Genomic DNA, 20,377 nt, shown 5'->3' with positions numbered 1-20,377 from the left:
TTTGGCAAAGGCTTTGACAGTACCCGGCGCATATGGCAAGGCACCTGAATCGTCGAACCGACTCAGCAGAAAATCAAGGGGATCCACATGCCCAATGAAGAATGGGGTGTAAAGCGCGTCTGCCCGACAACCGGCAAACGTTTTTACGACCTGAACAAGAACCCGATCGTCAGCCCCTACACCGGTGAGGTTGTCGAACTGAACAACGGCAAAAGCCGCATGATCGAAGCCGACGCCGAAGACGCGGCAAGCCGCAAGGCCAAGGAAAACACCGACGGTGATGACGCGGTGCTTGACGATGCAGATGATGTCGATCTGGATCTGGGCGACGACGTCCTGGATGACGATGATGACGAGGACAACGTCTCGCTCGACGAGATCGCCGACGTCGCGTCCGAAGACGACGAGTCCTAAGGCCACAAGGCCCTTGGGGGAGGTGCTGCCACCTCCCCCGGATACCGCCAAAGATAGCTGGAAAACCGGTATCGAAAAAATCTAGGGCGATGGTGCATTTTCCGCTTGCGGCACGCGCCAGCCTCCCTTAAATCACCGAGACACACCGCGAGACGGAAACGAAACGCGGCGGTTTGGGGCCTTAGCTCAGCTGGGAGAGCGCCTGCATGGCATGCAGGAGGTCAGCGGTTCGATCCCGCTAGGCTCCACCAAACACTCATAAAATTTCCAGCATCGCAGCACAATCTCCCGAAGATGCCTGTGATCACTGAGAGCGTCTTGTGATATAGGCTGCCCCTCGAGCCGCCAGACTGCAGCTTCGGTTGCGAGCTTACGGCGAAATCTGGCCAGCGGCTCAACGCCTCTCCTTCTCAGCCTGTAGAGCAAACACCGGACTTCGCATCCCGTTTTGCGATGCCTGCTGTACCGCTGCGCAACACCAGCCTTGCTGATTTACGCTTTTTTATCGCGAAACGCTTAAGCTTCCGCTGATGTGTGTCCCCACCATCGACCATGCAGCGCGTGCTTACTGGTCAACACGACAGTTGTATAAATTGATTAAGGATTGATACCCCCATGCCCCGTCCAAGTTGGCTCGAAGATCTCCTCGCGACCCTGATAGGTGGTAAGGGTAAGGATAAAATGGGTGGCACCAAGGGTGACGATACCATGGACGCCGGCGAAGGCGACGATACCGTTGCGGGTGAAGAGGGCGACGATATCATTTCGGCAGGCGATGGGGATGACATCGTTTATGGCGATATGGGGGATGGGTTCGACCAGGGTGTGCAAGCGTCACCTCTGACATTGGACATCAACAACATGCAGTCGGTTTCCCATGATGGCGCCTACGGCTCCGCCGGCAACTACGCGGTGTTCAGCAATGTCGCCACACTTGAGGACGGCACCAGCATTTCCGGCAAATTGGTTCTGGTCGAGAAATCCAATGCCAACATGTCTGTTACTTTCGGCTATGACGCAGGCGCCGAAATCCTGTTGGATGGGGATCAGTCAGGGGATCAGGCCAAATTTCGGCTTGAGTTCTTTGACCCGGCAACGGGCGAAGCCGTCTTGCTAGACTCCACAGCGACCTTCAATGACATCGACGACAACAGCTATTCCGGCGACGCGGAGGCGGTGATCATTGATGGCAACAGCTTCACATCTTTCGGCGTTTCCTCCGATTCCTCGCTAACGACGGACGTTAATGGAAATGTGGTCAAGGCCACCGGTTCCGAGCTTAACGACTACACCGACCAGGATTCCTGGTTCTCCGCCTCATTCGAGGACAGATCGTCAATTGAGTTCACCTTGCAAACCCGTGCAGGCCTGGCTGGTTTCACCCTGTCTGGTGATGTTCTGGACGATCCGGTGACCACAATCATCGAGCAGGGTGACGATACTGTCATGGGCGGCGATGGCAATGACGTGGTTTACGGTCAGGGCGGGAACGACTCACTGCTGGGGGAAGAGGGCGACGATAGCCTGGATGGTGGTGACGGCGATGACGTCATAGAGGGTGGTGTGGGTGCCGATACCCTGATGGGTGGCAGCGGTGGTGATACCCTCTCTGGTGGTGACGGCGACGACTACATCGAAGGGGGCGAAGGTGACGACCAGCTTTCGACAGGCATTGGCAACGACACGCTTCTCGGCGGTGAGGGCAATGACACGCTAAACAACTCTGCCGGCGATGACAGTCTTGTCGGCGGGGTCGGCAACGACAGTATTGTTGCGACAGACGGCTTTGACACGCTGGAAGGCGGCGATGGCGACGACACGATGTACGGCGGCAATGACGATGACCTGCTGCTGGGTGGCGCCGACAACGACCTGATGTACGGCGAAACGGGCAACGACAGCCTGGATGGGGGCGATGGCAACGATGTCATGGATGGCGGGGTTGGCAACGATACCCTGATGGGTGGCCTCGGGGCCGATACCATCGCAGGTGGCGATGGTGACGATTACATTGACGGCGGCGACGGCGACGACAGTCTGACCACCGGGCTTGGCAATGACACGCTCATCGGTGGGGCCGGTAACGACACGCTGCGCAACTCGGCGGGCGATGACAGCCTTGTCGGCGGTACCGGTGATGACAGCATTGTCGCCACCGATGGCAATGACACGCTGGAAGGCGGCGATGGCGCGGACACCATGTACGGCGGCAATGACGATGACCTTCTGGTCGGCGGCGCCGGCGATGACAAGATGTATGGCGAAGCGGATGCTGATACCTTCCAGATGTCGGATGGCTTTGGCAATGACACCATCTCTGGCGGTGAGGCCGGCAATGACTCCGACCATATCGACATGTCGAATGTCACCAGCAGTGTCAGCGTTACGTATTCCGGATTTGAGGCCGGCCAGATCACCGATGGGGCCGACACGATCTCTTTCAGCGAGATTGAACAGCTGACGCTGACCGATCAGGCGGATGTGGTTGATGCCTCTGCTGATAACGCCGGGGTGAATATCGATGCCGGTGCTGGCGATGATACGATCACATTCGGTGAAGGCGACGATTCCATCACAGGTGGGGCCGGCGATGATGACCTGCTTCTGACGGAGGGCGGCGGTGTCGATACCGTCAGCGACTTCGATCTGAACGATGACGATGGCAACGGGTTTTATAATGACCAGCTGGATGTCTCTGACCTGGCCGGCGGCAGCGGGACCGGCGGCGCCGTGCTGACCGGCGATGTCGCCGTGGCCGACGACGGGTTCGGCAACGCGCTCCTGACCTTCCCCGGCGGGGAGCAACTGGTGCTTCAGGGGGTCACCCCCGCACAGATGAGCAGTCACAACCAGCTCTACGCGGCGGGCATTCCCTGCTTTACGCCTGACGTGCAGCTGGCCACACGCCGGGGCGCTGTCCCGGCCGGTCAAATCCGCGTCGGGGATCTGCTGCAAACCGCAGACAATGGGTTTCAGCCAGTGATCTGGGTTGGCAAGCGGTCTCTGAGCGTGGCGGACCTGGAAAAGCGCCCGCAGCTGCGCCCCTATTGCCTGCGCCCGGGCGGGGTGCTGTCACCGGACCGGCCGATGTTGCTGTCCCCGCAACACCGCCTGATCGTCAATGACCGCTGCCTGATGCCGGAACAACCGCGTGACGAAAGCTTTGTTTCCGCAAAGCTCCTTGCTGAGATGGACGAGGATTTTGTCGCACAGGTAATGCACCGGGCTCCAGTCACCTATGTCCACCTGATGACTGAGCAACACGAGGTCATTTTTGCAGAAGGCATCGCGACCGAAACCTTCTGGCCCGGTCCCGAGGCGATCCGCGGCCTGTCGGCAGATGACCTGCGAGAGCTGCTGACGCTGTTCCCGGAGCTGGCAACAGTGCATGGGCTGTCAGGTGAGCCCGGCCGCCGTCACGTCCGCAAGACCTACGGCGATCTCGCCCGCCGATCCCTCAGACGCCGCGACATTGCCGATCGCCACGCCGCGTAACGCCCCTTGTCGCGCAAAAGCCCCACGGCGCTGTGAGGACCCCGCCCACGAGCGGCAGGGCAAGCTGCACCAGGGCAAAACCCGCATCGTGGCCGTGGCAAATCTAGATCGCCCCCCCCTGGAGGACATCGACTCGCAGACATCCCGGCGCGCCGCAAAGCGGTCGCCGAAGAAGCCGCTTCAGCCTCCGATACCCTGGTTTTGATCAGCAAAACGAGCTGAGAACCGAACGCAGGCGCGTCAGGCGCACCCCCAGCCCCTGCACGGCAAGCCAGCAGACAGGCGGCCATTGCAGCAATCACACTACGCCGGGAAAGGTGAAGTCGCGCAGCCATCATACCACAAGCCGTTCGTAGTAGGTGACCCTAGGCGGCCCTTCCATGAAGCCAAGCAGAGCTGCCATAACTCCGCGCTCCTCAATGAAGGCGAGATAGGCCTGATGGTGCTCACGGCTCAGCCATTCTTCGTGGAGGAGAAACGCCCGTGTTTGCCCATCGTAGTAAAGCGTAACACTCAACGCTCCGTCGAAGCCGCGCACGTTCGGCAGATTTTCTTCCAGAAACGTCGACAATGCATCAAACGCCCCGTCCTTTACGCGCATTTCAAGCGTGACCCAAATCGTCATGGATAGTCTCCTTCGTTGTGACAGGGGCAGTGTCACCGCAACCTGCACTTAGAGATAGGAAACCAGCCTCAAAAATCGGGTTTATTGGTCAGTTACCCACACCGGATCAGGCCAGATGCAACCGGTGCTGCTTCGGCGTAAGATCGAACTGAGACTTATAGGCTTTGATGAAATGTGAGGTGTCGGAGAACCCTGCAGCAAGCGCGATATCGGCAATCGTATCTTTCCCCTCGATCACCCGGTCCCGGGCATGATCCAGCCGCGCACGCCGCAGCCAGACACTCGGAACCTCCCCAAAGGCACGCTTGAAGTCACGCTGAAATGTTGAGACCGAACGCCCAGAAAGCCTCGCATAATCCGCAACCGAAAGATCCGCAAGCGCATGCGCTCGCATAACCTGCTTTATATTGCGGCGGGCGCGTTGGGAGTTCTCATGTGCCAGAAATCGCCATAGCTGCCCCTGACGATCGTGCAGATCCAGCAGCAACAGCAGCTCCAACAGTTTCGACTTCACAAGTGCAGGGGAGGCCTGCAGGCCGCCATATACCCGGGGCAGCGCACCGACATATTCGCGCAGCGACGGCGACCCCGAAAACAGGGCGGTCTTGCTGCGCGGTGCGGTTGTCACACCACATGAGGTGGCCGCAAGAAACTCCGTGAGCACAGCATCGCTGAAAAAGAATAGAACCGCCTCAAGCGGTCCCGTTTCACTTGAGAACTCAGACACCATGTGGTGATGCCGCGGCACCAACAGCGTGTCACCCGGTGCCACAGCCGTCTCTTCCCCATCCGCGTCGAAAAAAGTTTCGCGCCCCCGCAGCACATACGCAAGAAAGGGCACATTGGAGAAAAACTCAGTCCCAAAGGCATCTTGATACAGCAGCTTATGAAAAATCCCGGCCTGACCACTGGTCATGATAGCCTCTGCCCCAGCGAAGCTGTGAAGCCCCTCAGGAAGCAGCAGGATCTTGTCCTCGGCGGCAGCGTAGGTCTTAGCCCCATGCCCACTGACCATCACATGCCTCCCCCATAGTTTTTCCGAACCTACAAGGACCTGTATGCGCCCTCAATTGGCCCCGGGGCGGCAAAACAGCGCGAATATCTGATCCTCCAAACATCCTTGACGCTGAAAGTAATGGCGCTGCCCTCCACCTCCGCCCCCGATAGACCGGGCCGTGTCCTCGGCTGCACCTGCAAGAGCGCATCGTCCGTCGAATGGCATCGCCTTGCCGCTCCTACGTTCGCCGCGTCACAGATCAACGGGGCCGCGGCGCCTGAGGCACAGGAAAGCAGTCTATGCAAAGATGCTTCTGTCGGCTTCGACCAGGACCATGGCGCCAGTCGTCTTGATCAATTGACTGACCTTTTGAACTTCTAAGGCCGTCAGAGCGCAGCGGCGGAACGCGCTTTGATCCAGGTCAGGACATCCACCACCGGTGTATTGTTTTTTGCGGTGCGCGGCATGAGGACGTAGAAGTCATTTCCGCCTGCTTCCCAAGCCTCACCAACCTCAACCAAGCGACCGACTTCGAGATCATCAGCCACCAAAAAGCGGCTCACCAAGGCTACGCCTTGGCCAGCAATAGCGGCATCCACCGCAAGTGATGTCTGGCTCAGGCGAAGACCACGAGGCGACTGGTCTGGCACATCCAAATGCGCAAGATAGCTTGGCCAGAGGTCATGCGCGTCATGGATCTTCGGCAGTTTTGACAGTGTTTCTGGTTCAAACGAATGTGGTGCATCGCGAGTAATCGATGGCGCTGCTACAGCGATCAGCGTTTGCTTGAACAGCAATGTTACGTCCAATGATGCACCAAATGGCGGCGACCCTTGGCGCACCGCAAGGTCTATCCCGTCGCTCTGGAAGCTGGAAACTTTCTCGGTGGCCATAATTCGCAAATCGATATTGGGATGTGCTGCCGTGAAGTCTGGTAAATTAGGGATCAGCCATTTCGCGGCAAAGGTCGGGGTGACACTGATCAGCACTTTATTTGGCTCAGGCTTCAGCTCAGCAGTTGCGGATCGAAGGTCAGCGAACACGTCGGCGACCCGATTGTGGAAGCTGCGCCCAACCGACGTGAACGCCAGGCCCTTCGGCACACGTTCAAACAAAACCACACCAAGATGCGCTTCGAGCTGTCGCACCTGCTGTGCAACGGCCCCCTGTGTGACACCCAATTCATCTGCTGCAGCCCGGAAACTTAGGCGGCGACCTGCTGCATCAAAAGCACGCAAACTATTGAGAGGGGGAAGTTCAGCCATCTAACAATAGTATATCTACTGCCAAGTAACATCAATTCTCAATCCAAAATCTAAAAAACATTGATATTATAGAGATCAAGCATGAAAAGGTGATCGAAATGCCAGTAGAAAAAGTAGCTCTGATTACAGCAGGTGGTAGCGGCATGGGTGCGGACGCAGCCCGCAGGTTGGCGAAAGACGGGTTCAAAGTCGGTATCCTGTCGTCATCTGGCAAGGGTGAGGCACTAGGCGGTGAACTCGGCGGCTTTGGTGTGACTGGTTCCAATCTTGACCCAGATGCGTTGAACGCCTTGGTTGCGGGTGCCACGGATCGTTGGGGCCGTATTGATGTCCTGGTCAACTCAGCGGGTCACGGACCAAAGGGATCGGTTCTTGAGATCAGTGACGACGATTGGCATCAAGGAATGGAATTCTACCTGATGAACGTGATCCGCCCGACAAGGCTGGTCACTCCAGTGATGCAAGCACAAGGCAGCGGGACGATCATCAACATCTCGACCTTTGCGGCATTCGAACCCGACTCCCTTTTCCCAACGTCTGGCGTCTTTCGGGCCGGGCTCGCCGCATTTACAAAGCTCTACTCGGATAAATACGCACCCGAGAATATCCGCATGAACAACGTCCTTCCCGGGTTCATTGACAGCCTGCCCGAAACCGAAGATCGCAAAGCGCGTATTCCTATGGGCCGCTACGGCTCCGTGTCGGAGGTTTCGTCACTGATTTCATGGCTCGCTTCCGACGAGGGTGGCTACATGACTGGCCAAAACCTGCGCATAGATGGCGGCCTGACCCGTGCCGTCTGATATCATTGCCCGCGAAACATCGCGTGAGCGTCTTATCTTGGCGGTTAAATGGGGCGCTTCCGCTGTTCAGATCATGGGATACACTGCAACAGGGTTCGGCTGGACACCCTGGAACCTCTACCTTTTCATTGTCGGTGTGGTCGGATGGTTCGCTGTGGGCGCTCTGTGGAATGACAAGGCGCTAATGCTGGTCCACCTCGTCGCGCTTGGCGCAATGATTGCTGGTATGACAAACAGCTGAAACGAAAGCGCCGCCATTCGTGACAAACACAGCTTCGGTGGCTCTGGGGGCATTCCCGGCTTCAGAGGCAGCATAGTATTTTGCGATAGAGTGCTTCTACCAACGCCGGGTTGCCGATATTGGAGCGCATGGCGGATCGGATCTCTACAACCACGACTTGCCAAAGAGATGCCGTGAAGCCCTTGCCAGGCGGAAACGAATAAAACCTTCCAATCTGTCAAAGCTCTTCAACGACAAAGGTTTAATCGCTTTCCGGCAACAGTCCGGACCAGCGACACCACGCAAAAAACTCCAGAAAATTGACGCAGGGCTGCACCTATAAACGGCTTCGCCCGCGTGCTCGGATTGCATATACCGGGTGTCGTGGCAGGGCATCGATGGGCTGCGCCCACTCAGAGAGCCCTTGACCACTGCTGCGTGATGCATGAACGCGTATACTGCGTCGAGAGCCGTCGTATCATCTCGGAAGTTAGGCTTGATATATTTAAAAAACGGCTTCGTAAGCCGCGCAGCGGGCGGCGGTGTCCATGTCATCCAGATAGGCAAGCTCGCCTCGTTTATGGGCTACATAGACAGATGTGAAATCCGTCGGGAACCAGCCGCAGACCGTTTCGTTGCGTTCAAGCCGCTGCAAGGCGTCCTCCAGTGTTCCGGGCAACCGGACATAGCCGCGTTTTTCCAAGTCTTCGGGAGACAGAACAGATAGGTCTTCTTCGGTCACGTGTGGCGCTGGCAAAGCGTCTTCGATCCCTTGCGCCCCAGCATGGATGATAGCTGCCAGCGCCAGATGGGGCGAGGCAGCGGCATCTGCGGCGCGGTATTCGAAATTGTATTGGCGGGCGATGCCAGAGGGGTCCGCCGCCGTCACCGGACAAATCCGCACAGAAGCTTCGCGGTCGCGGAAGCCCAGATTGTTGTAGGCCGCCGACCAGCGGTGCGGCGTCAGGCGCAGATAGGACACATCGGACGGGGCAGTCAGCGCGATGATGCTGTCGAGGTGTTTCAGAACGCCGGCGATAAAAGATCCGGTAACGGTCGACATGCCTGCAACGCCGTTTTCGTCATAGGTGGCAGGCGTGCCGCTTTCATCCAGAAAACTCATGTGGATATGCACGCCGTTGCCTACCCCTGCGGGGTCACGGATCGGGGTGAAGGTCACATCCTCATCAAGGCGATGCGCCGTCAAGCGTGTCACCTCGCGCAGGACCACGGCCTGGTCGGCGGATCGGTGATCCGGGGCGGGATCGTTGGTCACCTCATATTGCTTGGCGCCGTATTCCTTCATGAAGGTGTCCGCACCCAGCCCGCTTTGATCAAGGGCGGCCATCAGGGTTTCGCCAAACAAGCGGCGCGTGGCAAAACCGCCGTGACCATAGGCCTGCCCCGGTTGGTCGCCGCCGGTTTTGAACTGAAACTCATGTTCAAATGCTGAGATCAGGCTGACCCCACCCGCAGCCTTCAACCGCTCAAGCGCGGCCTTCAGCAGCGAGCGTGTGCAGAACGCCCATGGTGTGCCGTCCAGATCGGTGATGTCGCCTAGCATGAAGCGTTCAACCGGCCCGCCATCTTCAAAATCCAGCGTGACGCCCGCACTCTCATCCGGGAGCAACAGCAAATCCCCTAAGGCGCCAAAGGGGCTGTCAGCGATGGCATCAAAGCAGGTGATCATCACATTGGTCGGGGTCCAGCCCACGCCCTTTTCCAGGCGGTTTTCAAGATCTGACAGGGGAAAGGCCTTGCCGCGTGTCTTGCCGGCGATGTCCGAGGTGGCGGCAAAGATCAGAGGGTTATTGATCATCTTCAGTCTCCCCAAAATCCAACCGCACGGAATCCCATTCCTCAATGCGGCCTTTTGTTTGTTCCCAGTTTTCTTCGGCGATGCGGGTCAATAAGGCCTCCAGCAACGCCAATGCACCGGTATAGCTGTCCCAAAGGGTGCCGCTGTCGATTGATACGGCCAGCACTTCGCTTGCTTGCGCCGAGATTGGTGACAACCAGGCATCTGTCATCAGAACAACCTGCACATTGCGTGCCATGATGGCTTTTTGCGCAAAAATGGACAGACTATTTTGGTAACGGCGAAAATCGACGATAAACAAGATATCGCGCGCGCGCATCCGCAGCAGGTATTCAGGCCAAACCTCTGGGTCGGAAGGCAGATGGAACACCTTGGCGCGAATTTGGCGCAGGTGCCGTGACAGGTGTTGGGCCAATGTATCACTCATCCGGCCGCCAATCACATAGATGCTGCGTTTTTCGTCGGCCAGCTTTTCCGACACGCGTTCGAACTGGGCTTCGGACACGGCCTTCGTTGCGCCTTTCACCACGGCGCTGGCCCGGTCCAGAAAGCTCTCCAGAAACGCGCCATGGATGGGCGCGCTGGAGGCTTGCAATTCAACGGGAGAGCGCTGGCCTTGTTTCAATTCGCCAATCAAATGGCGCTGAAATTCCTGAAATCCCTGAAACCCCAGCTTGGTCACAAACCGAGAAATACTGGGGGGGGAGGTATTGGTGGCTTTGGCCAGGTCCTGTATCGGTTCCAGCCCGGCAAAGGGATAGTCCAGCAACAGCACCGTCGAAAGCTTACGCTCTGTCGCGGTCAGATCCTCTGACAATTTTTCTATGCGTTCTCGAACCTGCATGTGTCCTCCTGCCGTGTCTATGAACCATTGTGAAAATAAAATGTCAACAATTACGCAAATATTGACTTTGAAAAATGTAGATCATTATTGTGATGCAACTGTTCTTTGGGATTCGTCATGATCACGGCTCCACGCAAACATATCCTCGTCTCCGTTGCCGCCATCGCTCTGGCGGTGATTGTTGCCTGTTTGGTCGCAACGACGTTTGGCGCAGCGAGCGAACGGGTGTTGAGCGTGTTTTTCATCTCGCTCATCGCGGTGGTTGGCATGGGAGTCTATAGCGGCAATTCGGGCATCCTGAGCTTTGGCCATTTGTCGTTTATGGCCATCGGGGCTTATGCCTCCGCCCTACTGACCTTGCCTGCGCAACTGAAGGTCGCGACCCTTCCCAAACTACCCGACTGGCTGGCGACAACCGAACTGGGCCTTCTGCCTGCGACCTTAGTGACAGTCCTTTTGACCAGCGTTGTGGCTCTGCTGATCGGGATGGCCATCGGCAAGCTGGAAGGCTCCGCCGCTGTGATCTCAACCCTTGGGCTGTTGATCATCGTTCATGGCATCGCCATTGGCTGGCGCGATGTCACCCGTGGCTCGCAAACGTTCTTCGGCATTCCACGCGAAACCTCGCTTTGGGTGGCAGCTACGGGTGTTGTCGTGGCGCTGATCGTGGCCCGGCTTTATCGCGATTCCGTCTCTGGACTGCGCCTGCGTGCGGGACGGGAAAACGCGATCGCGGCAAGTGCCGTAGGCATCCGCATCCGACGGGAACGGCTGGTTTCCTTTGTGATCAGTGCCGCCCTGATGGCCCTGTCAGGCGCGTTGATAGCCCATTTCCTAGGCGCAATCAGCCCAAAGAAATTTTATTTCACTGATACCTTCCTGCTGCTCGCCATGTTGATTGTTGGCGGCATGACCACCGTGACCGGCGCCATTACAGGGGCTGTCGCGATCACAATCGTCACCGAGATTTTGCGCCGGTTTGAGGGCGGTTTTTCGCTGGCGGGTTTGGAGATGCCTGCGGTTTTTGGCACCACGCAGATCGGGATTGGTCTGATTATTCTGTTTGCCATGTTCCGTAAACCGAACGGTTTGGCCGGTCTCAAGGAATGGGAGGAACGGGTTTTTCCGGACAGACGCGAACCGCATTCCCAGTCTGACATGCGCACCATCACACAGGCCGTGCCACTGAAGGCCACGGGCATGACAATGCAATTTGGCGGATTGATCGCGGTGAACGATGTGAACCTTACCTTGAAGCCCGGAGAGATCACCGGGCTGATCGGTCCGAATGGCTCTGGCAAGACAACGCTGATGAACATGCTTTCAGGCGTGTTGGTGCCGACGAAAGGTCAGTTTTTCCAGGGCAAGGATGAGCTCTCTGGCTTAACCTCACATCAGATCGCGGATCACGGCATCGCCCGGACCTTTCAGAACATCCGCCTGTTCGACAATCTGAGCGTTTTTCAAAACGTGCTCGTCGCGGCCCTGTCCACGCGCGGCGGTGAAAATGCCGAAGGGCGGGCCAATGCCGCCCTTGCCCGTATGGGGGTTGAATGCCACGCCAATGCAGATGGGGGGACCTTGTCCTATGGGGACCAGCGGCGGGTTGAGATTGCCCGTGCATTAGCTTGTGAGCCATCACTCTTGTTTCTTGATGAACCCGCCGCAGGCATGAACCGCAAAGAAACCGACAGCCTGATGGAAACCCTGCGCCGCCTGACCCGCGATTTGGGTCTCGGCATCTTGCTGGTCGATCACGATCTGAAACTGATCAATCAGCTTTGTGACCGGATCGCCGTTCTGAACGAAGGTCGCCTGATCGCCGAAGGCACCCCCAAAGACATTCAAAACAACCCCGACGTGATCGAAGCTTATCTTGGCCCCAGTCGACAGGACGAACGAAACCAACCGGAGGAAAAACAATGAAAAAAATATTGCTTGCATCAACCATGGCAGTTGCGACGCTAGCCGCACCTGTCTCTGCCGAGGTGCTGAAGATCGGCCTCGCAACGGCCCAAACGGGCGGGCTTGCGGGATATGACGGCCCCGTCATCGAAGGCCTGCACATCGCGGTGGATGAGATCAACGCAGCGGGTGGCATCAATGGCAACATCAAGATTGAGTTGATCGAAAAAGATGTTCGCTCTGACGCTGCACAAACAGCGATTGCGGTGCAGGAACTGGCCGATGAAGGCGTCTCTGTCCTTGTACTGCCCTGTGACGCGGACCCATCACTGGCCGCAATCGGCACGGTGACCTCGGCCCAGATCCCGGCGATTTCGACATGCGCCTCGTCACCCACATTGCCGATGATCGGGGGTGACTTCATGTTCGCCAACTTCCCAGGCGACAATGTACAGGCCACGGTCAGCGCGGAATGGGCACATCAGCAAGGCCACAAATCGGCTTACATCATCTATTCTCCAGATAGCCAGTACACGACCATGCCGCTCTACTTCGCAGATGTGTTCAAGGCACTGGGGGGCGAGATGCTGGGTGAGGACACACACTCCATCGGCCAGCAGGATTTCTCAGCGATTGCCACGCGCATTGCCGCACTTAATCCGCAGCCGGATGTCATCATGACCTCGTCTTACGAGCCTGATTTCCCGTCCATGCTGAAAGCCCTTCGCGCTGCAGGTGTGACGGCACAGATGATCGGATCAGACGGGATCGACAGCCCAACGACCTTCTCACTGGGGGACACGGGCGAAGGCGTGGTGTTCACAACAGCCGGTCACGCGACGGAGGGCAGCCCACTGGCAGACTTCAACGCCAAATATGAAGCCGCCACCGGCAGTGCGTCTGAAACGGTGTTCAACGCGGTGGGCTATGATCTGATCATTGTTGTGGCCGAAGCGGTCAAAGCCGCAGGTGGCTCCACCGATCCTGTGGCCATTCGCACTGCCATGGCAGAGCTTGAAAATGTGCGCGGTGCAACCAGCCTGATCACATACAAAGGCACCAACGGCATGCCTGTACGTGAAGTCACGCTGATCCGCGTAAAGGACGGCGAACGTGAATTGATTGGCCAGCCCAGCCCAACGGCTGATCTGATCCCAGCCCCACGTATGCAGTAAGGCACACATCCCATGACATCGCTTCTTTCAGTACAATCGCTCAGCATCAACTATGGCCCGATTGAAGCGGTGCGAGGGATTGATTTTGACATCAAGGAAGGCGAGATCGTCGCCTTCCTTGGCGCAAACGGGGCGGGAAAATCCTCTACCCTGAACGCCCTGGTTGGGCTGGTGCCTGTGACCAGTGGCAAGGTGAGTTTCAAAGGGCAGGATATCACCGACTGGCCGCCGGAAAGCCTGGCCCCCGCGGGCATGACATTATCCCCCGAAGGACGGCGCGTCTTTGGCGCGCTAAGTGTGGCCGAGAATTTGCGCATGGGGGCCTTTTCCATCAAGGACAAAGCGGCGATTGAGGCCGCGTGGGACCGCGTCTATTCCCTGTTCCCCATTCTTCACGAGCGGCGTGACCAATTCGCCGGAACTCTGTCCGGTGGCCAGCAACAGATGCTGGCCGTCGGGCGCGCTTTGATGAGCAGCCCAAAACTGTTGTTGCTGGATGAACCGTCACTGGGTCTTGCCCCCAAGATCATCGGTCAGGTGTTCGATCTGATATCGCTGCTGCGCGATCAGGGCGTCACGCTGGCGGTTGTCGAACAGAACGTTTCAATAGCGCTGGAGGTCGCGGACCGGGGGTATGTGCTTGCCAGTGGAGAAATCGTCGCTTCCGGCGCGGCATCGAAACTGGCCCGGTCCGATGCATTGAAATCTGCCTATCTGGGGGCCGCGTGATGGATTTACTGTTGCAGCAAACCGTGAACGCCTTTGCCCTTGGCGGCACCTATGCCCTGTTGGCGCTGGGTCTGGCGGTGGTGTTTTCGATCATGGGGCTGATCAACTTTGCCCATGGCGAATTGATGACGATCTCCGGCTATACGCTGATGTATTGTGGGATCGCGGGCGTCTCCTTTGTGCTGGCTGTCCCATTGGCCATTGCGGTGGCCATGATCGCGGCCATCCTGATGGAACGCATCGCCTTTCGCCCCGTGCGCAACAGCTCCGGCGCGACGATGCTGGTGACCAGTTTTGCGGTTTCCATGATCCTGCAGGTCCTGTTTCAGAACTTTATTTCCACCCGTTCGCAGCCTGTGCTGCTGCCGCAGATCCTGTCGGATTCCGTGAATGTCTTTGGACTGATCATCGGCGTGAACAAAATCGCAGCCATCGCGACCACGATTGTGATGCTGGTGTTTCTGGATATCTTCATGAAGCGCCAGAAGACAGGCATTGCGATGCGCGCTGCCGCCGAAGATTTCAACGTCGCGCGCCTTATGGGGATCCGCGCCAACACCGTCATCGCGGGGGCCTTTGCGCTGTCGGGCATGCTTGCCGGTGTAGCCGCCGTTCTCTGGGTGTCGCAACGCTCCTCCGTTGATCCGCATATGGGGTTCCTGCCCGTGGTCAAAGCCTTTATCGCCGCGATCCTTGGGGGGCTGGGCAGCCTGCGCGGCGCGGTTGCCGGTGGTTTCTTGTTGGGCTTTATCGAAATATACCTCGCTGCCTTCCTGCCCCCTGAATTGCAGGAATTCCGCGAACCGATTGGGTTGAGCCTTGTGGTTGTCGTGCTGTTGTTCCGGCCAAACGGGCTGATCCCTGCCGCCTCTCTCAAGAGTGAAAAAGTATGAATGCAACGCTGCTGCAAAAAGGCGATCCGTCTCCCGTTGATCTGCTGAACCCCGACAGCGACCATCCGCTGCTGCTGGTGTGCGAACACGCCGGGCAAGCGGTGCCGCAAGCACTGCATGGCCTTGGCCTTAAGGGCGAGGAAATTCAAAGCCATGTGGGCTGGGACATCGGCGCCGAGGCGGTCACGCGGAAAATGGCGCGGGCTCTGGGCGCCCCGGCTGTGATCCAGCGCTACAGCCGTCTGGTGATAGATTGCAATCGTCCGCCAGACGCGGCGGATGCCATGCCCGCTCACAATCACGGCATTACTGTCCCCGGAAACCAGAACCTGGACGCAGCAGACCGCAAAGCCCGTGTTGATGAGATTTTCACCCCATTTCACACCACAGTGGATACGCTTTTTGACCGTCAACCGCGCCGTATCGTGCTCTCTATCCATAGCTTCACGCCGTCACTGGCAGGAGTTCAACGGCCTTGGGACGTGGGTTTGCTGTTTCGCAAGGACACCGAAACTTCAACCCGGCTGAGCCAGTTCATCGCCGCAACCAAACCCGATTTGACCATCGGCATGAACCAACCCTATCAGATCGAAGATGCGTCCGATTGGTTTGTGCCCCAACACGGCGAAGCGAGAAATTTGCCACATAGCCTGATTGAAATCAGGAACGACCTGATCCGTGATGACAATGGGCAATCCACCTGGGCGGATATGCTTGTATCTGCTGTGAACCAATACCTAAAGGACACCGCATGACCCTGACCCGAAACCTCGCCCTGGTGCCGTCGCAATCGGCACTGTTGTTCATTGATGTTCAGAACTTCTCGGCCCATCGGGATGGCGGCGAGTTTGCTGGCCTGAGCGACGCCCAGTTCGCCCAAAAACACGGCTGGCTATTCCAACAGTTGGAAACGGTCATCCCCCGTATGCAGGCCCTACAAACAGCGTTTCGCAAGGCGCAGATAGAAGTGATGTACACCACTATCGAAAGCCTGACCAAAGACGGGCGAGACCGTAGCCTTGATTACAAAATCACCGGCTTCAACGTGGCCAAGGGATCCTGGGACGGCAAGGTCATTGACCAGATCGCCCCGGCTGAGGATGAGATCGTATTGCCGAAATCCTCGTCCTCGGTGTTTGTCTCAACCCATATCGACTATGTCCTGCGCAATCTTGGCGTCAAACAACTGGTCATCAGCGGCTTATTGACAGATCAATGTGTCGAAAGCGCCATCCGCGACGCCTGCGATCTGGGGTATTTGGTCACGCAAATCACAGACGCCTGTGCCACCGAAACCCAAGCGCGGCAGGACAATTCGCTCTCCACAATCAAAGGCTATTGTCGACAGGTGACGACCGAGCAGCTCCTTGATGAATTGCAGAGGTCCTAGGGTCAGGACCCATTAACTGATTGAGCTTGTGGTGCAGTCATGATTCACGGCCCCCAGTTTAGGGGGATATGATGAGAAAATGTTATTGGCTGACGGAGGCGCAAATGCAGCGGCTTCGGCCGTACTTTCCAAAGAGCCGAGGTCGCGCTCGGGTGGATGATCGTCGTGTTTTGAGTGGCATTATTTTTGTCAATCGCAATGGGTTACGCTGGTGTGATGCGCCCGCCGCGTATGGTCCGCCCAAGACGTTGTACAACCGCTGGAAGCGCTGGAGTGATATGGGCGTATTCGCGCGGATTATGATGGGGCTAGCTGAGCAGGCCTCCGACAACAAAACCATCTCAATCGACGCCACCTACCTCAAGGCACATCGTACGGCCTCCAGCCTGCGGTTAAAAAAGGGGGGCGAGGACGCCTGATCGGGCTGACCAAGGGCGGTATGAATACCAAGCTGCACGCAATCACAGACACCAGCGGACGACCAATCCGCCTCTTCATCACAACAGGACAAGTTAGTGATTATACTGGTGCAGCCGCCTTGATGAATGGTTTTCCTGAGGCTGAATGGCTCCTCGCTGACAGAGGGTACGATGCTGATTGGTTCCGTGACGCCCTTGTGGACAAGGGCACAAGGCCCTGCATTCCTGGCCGCAAGTCGCGCACGAACACCGTCAAGTATGACAAGCGCCGCTACAAACGACGTAACCGCATCGAGAGAATGTTCGGCAAGCTCAAGGACTGGCGGCGCATCGCAACCCGCTACGACAGATCACCAACCGTATTCCTCTCCGCAATCGCCCTCGCAGCAACCATCATATTCTGGTTATGAGTCCTGACCCTAACCTAAACTCGGCAAAGCAATCGGAAACCGGATTCAGGCGCATTGCTGGCTTTCACGAAAAGATCATTGCTGGAAAAGGCGCATTGGACCAATGAGTATCAGATGATTTCGTCTTCATAGAACATGGGATCATCTGAGAGTTGGGTCGCGTGTTCGTCCAGCTTGCTCTCGGCCTCCTTGAGAGATCCGACGCGCGCGAGATGGAATACCGCGTCACCCTCATTGACGACAGGCATGACCGCCCGTCCAACGATGATGCCACCAAAGGGTGCTTTGATGTCCCGTTCTTCCTCACCAAAGGGATCAGCCACCGACCCCAGCACATCGTTTTCCCGCACAAGATCCCCGTCTGATCTAAAGCTGCGAAACAATCCGCCCATCGGCGCGCGTAACCACTTGCTTGATGGGCAGAATTGCGGTGGCGCTTTGGCAGGGACGATACCCTTACCCGGTATCATATCGAGTGATTTCAACAGTCGTAGTATACCAACCAGCCCTGCCCGCACAGATGTTTCGTCAAATCGCAGACCTTCGCCCGCCTCAAAGAGGAGAACCTTCTTGCCAAGATCATCGGCGGCCTTGCGCAGCGATCCATCTCGCAATGGCGATTTCATGATGATTGGGGCACCGAATACCTCGGCCAGTTTGCGCATATCGCGGTCCTCAGGTGTCACACGAATTTGCGGATAGTTTGTCCGGTGAATAGCTGCCGAGTGCAGGTCGATGCCGAGGTCCGATTTCGCGACTATCTCGCTGAGAAACAGATTTGCCAATCGCGCCGCGAGCGATCCGCCTTCGCTTCCCGGGAAACAGCGGTTCAAGTCCCGTCTATCGGGCAGATATCTGGATTTATTGATAAACCCAAAGGAGTTGACGATAGGCACAACGATCAGTGTTCCCCGTAAACCGCGCAATTTCGGCGAGCCCAGCAGTCTGCGCACAATCTCGATGCCGATCACTTCATCGCCGTGAATGCCTGCACTGACAAAAACGGTCTGACCGGCCTCTTTGCCATGAATGACATGGGCTGACATCGTAACCGGCGTGTGATCGGACAACACGCTGACGGGCATATCGACTGTCAAACGTTTCCCGGCAGGAACAACAGTGTCGCCGATTGTGAAACCTTGTCTTTTTTTCACTAGCCCTTGCCCTTGGTCTTTGTCGCACCGTGTTTGGCATTCTTTTCAATGAACTCGATAATCTTGCCTGCGATATCAATACCAGAAGCCTTTTCGACGCCTTCCAGACCGGGTGAGGAATTGACCTCCATCACGACCGCCCCGTGATTGGCACGCAGCATATCAACCCCACAAACATTCAACCCCATCGATTTTGCCGCCCGCACAGCGGTTGAGCGCTCTTCAGGCGACAGTTTGATGATTTTGGCCGATCCGCCACGATGCAGGTTCGAGCGGAATTCACCCTCAGCACCGGTACGCTGCATGGCCGCCACAACCTTACCCCCGACCACAAGGGCGCGGATATCAGTACCGCCAGCTTCCTTGATGAACTCCTGCACAAGGATATTGGTCTTGGTCGCACGAAATGCCTCAATCACAGATTTTGCGGACCGGTCCGTGTCAGCCAGCACAACACCCAAACCCTGCGTCCCCTCAAGCAGCTTGATGACCAAAGGCGCGCCACCAGCCAATTCCAAAACCTCTTCGGTTTGTTTGGGATCATGTGCAAAGGTCGTCACTGGCAAGCCAATGCCATCGCGCGCCAACAGCTGCATCGACCGCAGCTTGTCACGCGAACGGCCAATCGCCACACTTTCGTTCACAGGATAAACGCCCATCATTTCAAACTGGCGCAGGACCGCCATTCCGTAAAATGTGACAGAGGCCCCAATCCTGGGAATGATCGCATCATACCCTTCTAGCTTTTCCCCGTTATAGTAGATCTCCTGGCGCCGTGAGGCGATATTCATGTAGCAGCGTAAGGTGTTGATGATGTCGAGCTGATGCCCGCGCTCTTCAGCGGCCTCGACCAATCGCTTGTGCGAATAGAGCTCTGGGTTGCGAGCGAGCATACCGATTTTCATGACTTCTCCTTTGGCCGCTTGGGTCTGGTGGGGGTCGTTAAGTTTCGTTTGCAGGGATCGACAAGGATCGAATGTCGCCGCATGGCAGTGCGCCCAACGATCATCCGAAACTTCATCTCCGTGCGTTCTGTCAGTGACAGGTCAATCTTCCAAAGGTGTGTAGAAATGCGAAATTTGGTACGAATAACAATACGGGTCTCAGGAACACCGCTTGTGTTCGTAATCTGACGACGATCATGGATCGGGCATTCGACGTCCGTGTCATGCGCATCATCATCGAAACGCGTATGAAACCGGACCCATGGCGCGGCATTCCGTTCAAACTCGACGATGTCAGTCGCGTGCAGCGCCGATGTCCGCGCGCCAGTGTCAATTTTGGCTTTCAGGTTTGTGAGGCCGAGCAAGGGTAAATCCACCCGTTCCTGCCAACCGATAACGAGCATGTGGCGAATCCTCATGTTGCTTTCGTATGACTATGAAACTTCCAGCCGCCGAACACCATCGGCAAGCTTCCCAACATGTTGTTTCCATTCATGTCGCAATGCCGTTGTCATTGAGATGAAATGGCGAACGACAGGCTGTGCAGTGACCAGCTCTATCAATTGTCGCGCATGAACCAATATGCGCTGGCAAGCGATACTGCGACGGCTCCCAGTGCTGCAATTTGCCAAGGGGAAGCCACCGAAAGGTCGATGATCATCACTTCGCGAACGACAGCCATCATGCCGATCAGGATGACCGCTCTCGCCTGAACAATGGTCGAATGCTCGCGGATATGTCGCAGGATAGAATTGCCAATTTCCAGCGCAATCAGAACGTCATGACGATGCCGAACAGAATCTGCACCGCATGGTAGTTCTTGACATCCCAATTGACAAAGACGGCATCATAGATCCCGAAAAAAGCCACACCATG

General features: G+C 57.0%; 20 protein-coding genes and 1 tRNA gene. 12 read left to right on the top strand and 9 right to left on the bottom strand.

Annotation, left to right across the window (positions count from 1 at the left end):
- Positions 1 to 87 precede the first annotated feature (87 nt).
- The 3 genes from INHI_RS0119060 to INHI_RS0119050 all read left to right on the top strand — a co-directional run bounded on the left by INHI_RS0119060 (position 88) and on the right by INHI_RS0119050 (position 3,909).
- Positions 88 to 414 (top strand): TIGR02300 family protein, encoded by a 327-nt coding sequence (locus tag INHI_RS0119060; protein WP_014875934.1) that lies wholly within the window; start codon positions 88 to 90, stop codon positions 412 to 414.
- A 175-nt stretch (positions 415 to 589) separates the two neighbouring features.
- Positions 590 to 665, top strand: a tRNA-Ala gene (locus INHI_RS0119055).
- Positions 666 to 1,029: 364 nt separating this feature from the next.
- Positions 1,030 to 3,909 (top strand): Hint domain-containing protein, encoded by a 2,880-nt coding sequence (locus tag INHI_RS0119050; protein WP_027248595.1) that lies wholly within the window; start codon positions 1,030 to 1,032, stop codon positions 3,907 to 3,909.
- A gap of 334 nt (positions 3,910 to 4,243) precedes the next feature.
- Here INHI_RS0119050 and INHI_RS0119045 read toward each other — a convergent pair whose 3' ends face one another.
- The 3 genes from INHI_RS0119045 to INHI_RS0119030 form a co-directional block, all read right to left on the bottom strand.
- Positions 4,244 to 4,534, bottom strand: coding sequence for a putative quinol monooxygenase (locus INHI_RS0119045; RefSeq protein ID WP_014875936.1), 291 nt, complete (start codon positions 4,532 to 4,534; stop codon positions 4,244 to 4,246).
- A 106-nt stretch (positions 4,535 to 4,640) separates the two neighbouring features.
- Positions 4,641 to 5,549, bottom strand: a complete 909-nt coding sequence (locus tag INHI_RS0119040) for a helix-turn-helix transcriptional regulator (RefSeq protein WP_027248594.1) — start codon at positions 5,547 to 5,549, stop codon at positions 4,641 to 4,643.
- Positions 5,550 to 5,917: 368 nt separating this feature from the next.
- Positions 5,918 to 6,796, bottom strand: a complete 879-nt coding sequence (locus INHI_RS0119030) for a LysR substrate-binding domain-containing protein (RefSeq protein ID WP_027248592.1) — start codon at positions 6,794 to 6,796, stop codon at positions 5,918 to 5,920.
- 98 nt (positions 6,797 to 6,894) lie between these two features.
- Here INHI_RS0119030 and INHI_RS0119025 point away from each other — a divergent pair, with 98 nt between their 5' ends.
- Complete coding sequence (locus tag INHI_RS0119025; protein WP_027248591.1) at positions 6,895 to 7,599, top strand: SDR family oxidoreductase; 705 nt, start codon at positions 6,895 to 6,897, stop codon at positions 7,597 to 7,599.
- The gene (locus tag INHI_RS0119020; protein ID WP_014875940.1) at positions 7,589 to 7,840 is read left to right on the top strand and encodes a DUF6552 family protein; all 252 of its coding nucleotides are present in this window, start codon (positions 7,589 to 7,591) and stop codon (positions 7,838 to 7,840) included. Before INHI_RS0119025 ends, INHI_RS0119020 begins: the two co-directional genes overlap by 11 nt.
- Positions 7,841 to 8,324: 484 nt before the next feature.
- Here the strand turns inward: INHI_RS0119020 and INHI_RS0119015 are convergent, their stop codons facing one another.
- Positions 8,325 to 9,638, bottom strand: coding sequence for a type I glutamate--ammonia ligase (locus tag INHI_RS0119015; protein WP_027248590.1), 1,314 nt, complete (start codon positions 9,636 to 9,638; stop codon positions 8,325 to 8,327).
- A complete protein-coding gene (locus INHI_RS0119010) occupies positions 9,628 to 10,482 on the bottom strand; it encodes a MurR/RpiR family transcriptional regulator (RefSeq protein WP_027248589.1) in 855 nt (284 codons plus the stop codon). Before INHI_RS0119010 ends, INHI_RS0119015 begins: the two co-directional genes overlap by 11 nt.
- A gap of 117 nt (positions 10,483 to 10,599) precedes the next feature.
- Between INHI_RS0119010 and INHI_RS0119005 the strand changes: the two genes are divergently transcribed.
- From INHI_RS0119005 to INHI_RS20990, 7 genes are all read left to right on the top strand, one after another.
- Positions 10,600 to 12,408 (top strand): branched-chain amino acid ABC transporter ATP-binding protein/permease, encoded by a 1,809-nt coding sequence (locus INHI_RS0119005; RefSeq protein ID WP_027248588.1) that lies wholly within the window; start codon positions 10,600 to 10,602, stop codon positions 12,406 to 12,408.
- Positions 12,405 to 13,562 carry an ABC transporter substrate-binding protein gene (locus INHI_RS0119000; protein WP_027248587.1) on the top strand — a complete coding sequence of 386 codons (1,158 nt, stop codon included), beginning with the start codon at positions 12,405 to 12,407 and terminating at the stop codon, positions 13,560 to 13,562. The genes INHI_RS0119005 and INHI_RS0119000 overlap by 4 nt, the downstream gene beginning before the upstream one ends.
- Before the next feature lie 12 nt (positions 13,563 to 13,574).
- Positions 13,575 to 14,291: an ABC transporter ATP-binding protein gene (locus INHI_RS0118995; RefSeq protein WP_027248586.1), complete on the top strand. Its 717-nt coding sequence runs from the start codon at positions 13,575 to 13,577 to the stop codon at positions 14,289 to 14,291.
- Positions 14,291 to 15,184, top strand: a complete 894-nt coding sequence (locus INHI_RS0118990; RefSeq protein WP_027248585.1) for a branched-chain amino acid ABC transporter permease — start codon at positions 14,291 to 14,293, stop codon at positions 15,182 to 15,184. The genes INHI_RS0118995 and INHI_RS0118990 overlap by 1 nt, the downstream gene beginning before the upstream one ends.
- The gene (locus INHI_RS0118985; protein ID WP_027248584.1) at positions 15,181 to 15,939 is read left to right on the top strand and encodes an N-formylglutamate amidohydrolase; all 759 of its coding nucleotides are present in this window, start codon (positions 15,181 to 15,183) and stop codon (positions 15,937 to 15,939) included. The genes INHI_RS0118990 and INHI_RS0118985 overlap by 4 nt, the downstream gene beginning before the upstream one ends.
- Positions 15,936 to 16,574, top strand: a complete 639-nt coding sequence (locus tag INHI_RS0118980; RefSeq protein ID WP_027248583.1) for a cysteine hydrolase family protein — start codon at positions 15,936 to 15,938, stop codon at positions 16,572 to 16,574. Before INHI_RS0118985 ends, INHI_RS0118980 begins: the two co-directional genes overlap by 4 nt.
- A gap of 71 nt (positions 16,575 to 16,645) precedes the next feature.
- Positions 16,646 to 17,403 (top strand): IS5 family transposase gene (locus tag INHI_RS20990; protein ID WP_102859694.1). Its coding sequence is split into 2 segments (ribosomal slippage): positions 16,646 to 16,967 and positions 16,967 to 17,403, totalling 759 coding nucleotides; the frame shifts between segments, so codons are not numbered across the junction.
- 110 nt (positions 17,404 to 17,513) lie between these two features.
- Here the strand turns inward: INHI_RS20990 and INHI_RS0118965 are convergent.
- The 4 genes from INHI_RS0118965 to INHI_RS20985 all read right to left on the bottom strand — a co-directional run bounded on the left by INHI_RS0118965 (position 17,514) and on the right by INHI_RS20985 (position 20,333).
- Positions 17,514 to 18,557, bottom strand: coding sequence for a succinylglutamate desuccinylase/aspartoacylase family protein (locus INHI_RS0118965; protein WP_027248580.1), 1,044 nt, complete (start codon positions 18,555 to 18,557; stop codon positions 17,514 to 17,516).
- Positions 18,557 to 19,462, bottom strand: coding sequence for a 30S ribosomal protein S6--L-glutamate ligase (rimK, locus tag INHI_RS0118960; protein ID WP_014875950.1), 906 nt, complete (start codon positions 19,460 to 19,462; stop codon positions 18,557 to 18,559). The genes INHI_RS0118965 and rimK overlap by 1 nt, the downstream gene beginning before the upstream one ends.
- Complete coding sequence (locus INHI_RS0118955; protein ID WP_027248579.1) at positions 19,459 to 19,905, bottom strand: ATP-dependent zinc protease family protein; 447 nt, start codon at positions 19,903 to 19,905, stop codon at positions 19,459 to 19,461. The genes rimK and INHI_RS0118955 overlap by 4 nt, the downstream gene beginning before the upstream one ends.
- A gap of 155 nt (positions 19,906 to 20,060) precedes the next feature.
- Positions 20,061 to 20,333 carry a phosphate-starvation-inducible PsiE family protein gene (locus tag INHI_RS20985; protein WP_076617489.1) on the bottom strand — a complete coding sequence of 91 codons (273 nt, stop codon included), beginning with the start codon at positions 20,331 to 20,333 and terminating at the stop codon, positions 20,061 to 20,063.
- Between the last annotated feature and the right edge of the window lie 44 nt (positions 20,334 to 20,377).

The sequence above is a fragment of the Phaeobacter inhibens DSM 16374 genome, assembly GCF_000473105.1.
In the GTDB taxonomy this organism is placed as follows: domain Bacteria; phylum Pseudomonadota; class Alphaproteobacteria; order Rhodobacterales; family Rhodobacteraceae; genus Phaeobacter; species Phaeobacter inhibens.
The sequence above is the reverse complement of the archived record's forward strand: the minus strand, read 5'-3'. Positions and strand labels throughout refer to the sequence as shown.

Excerpts from the sequence above, each read along its gene's own strand:
- INHI_RS0118995 (WP_027248586.1), top strand. The coding sequence starts at position 13,575 with ATGACATCGCTTCTTTCAGTACAATCGCTCAGCATCAACTATGGCCCG.
- INHI_RS0119000 (WP_027248587.1), top strand. The coding sequence starts at position 12,405 with ATGAAAAAAATATTGCTTGCATCAACCATGGCAGTTGCGACGCTAGCC.
- INHI_RS0118985 (WP_027248584.1), top strand. The coding sequence starts at position 15,181 with ATGAATGCAACGCTGCTGCAAAAAGGCGATCCGTCTCCCGTTGATCTG.
- INHI_RS0119010 (WP_027248589.1), bottom strand. The coding sequence starts at position 10,482 with ATGCAGGTTCGAGAACGCATAGAAAAATTGTCAGAGGATCTGACCGCG.
- INHI_RS0119030 (WP_027248592.1), bottom strand. The coding sequence starts at position 6,796 with ATGGCTGAACTTCCCCCTCTCAATAGTTTGCGTGCTTTTGATGCAGCA.
- INHI_RS0118980 (WP_027248583.1), top strand. The coding sequence starts at position 15,936 with ATGACCCTGACCCGAAACCTCGCCCTGGTGCCGTCGCAATCGGCACTG.
- INHI_RS0119060 (WP_014875934.1), top strand. The coding sequence starts at position 88 with ATGCCCAATGAAGAATGGGGTGTAAAGCGCGTCTGCCCGACAACCGGC.
- rimK (WP_014875950.1), bottom strand. The coding sequence starts at position 19,462 with ATGAAAATCGGTATGCTCGCTCGCAACCCAGAGCTCTATTCGCACAAG.
- INHI_RS0119005 (WP_027248588.1), top strand. The coding sequence starts at position 10,600 with ATGATCACGGCTCCACGCAAACATATCCTCGTCTCCGTTGCCGCCATC.
- INHI_RS0119050 (WP_027248595.1), top strand. The coding sequence starts at position 1,030 with ATGCCCCGTCCAAGTTGGCTCGAAGATCTCCTCGCGACCCTGATAGGT.
- INHI_RS0119015 (WP_027248590.1), bottom strand. The coding sequence starts at position 9,638 with ATGATCAATAACCCTCTGATCTTTGCCGCCACCTCGGACATCGCCGGC.
- INHI_RS0119025 (WP_027248591.1), top strand. The coding sequence starts at position 6,895 with ATGCCAGTAGAAAAAGTAGCTCTGATTACAGCAGGTGGTAGCGGCATG.
- INHI_RS0119040 (WP_027248594.1), bottom strand. The coding sequence starts at position 5,549 with ATGGTCAGTGGGCATGGGGCTAAGACCTACGCTGCCGCCGAGGACAAG.
- INHI_RS0119045 (WP_014875936.1), bottom strand. The coding sequence starts at position 4,534 with ATGACGATTTGGGTCACGCTTGAAATGCGCGTAAAGGACGGGGCGTTT.
- INHI_RS0118990 (WP_027248585.1), top strand. The coding sequence starts at position 14,291 with ATGGATTTACTGTTGCAGCAAACCGTGAACGCCTTTGCCCTTGGCGGC.
- INHI_RS0118955 (WP_027248579.1), bottom strand. The coding sequence starts at position 19,905 with ATGCTCGTTATCGGTTGGCAGGAACGGGTGGATTTACCCTTGCTCGGC.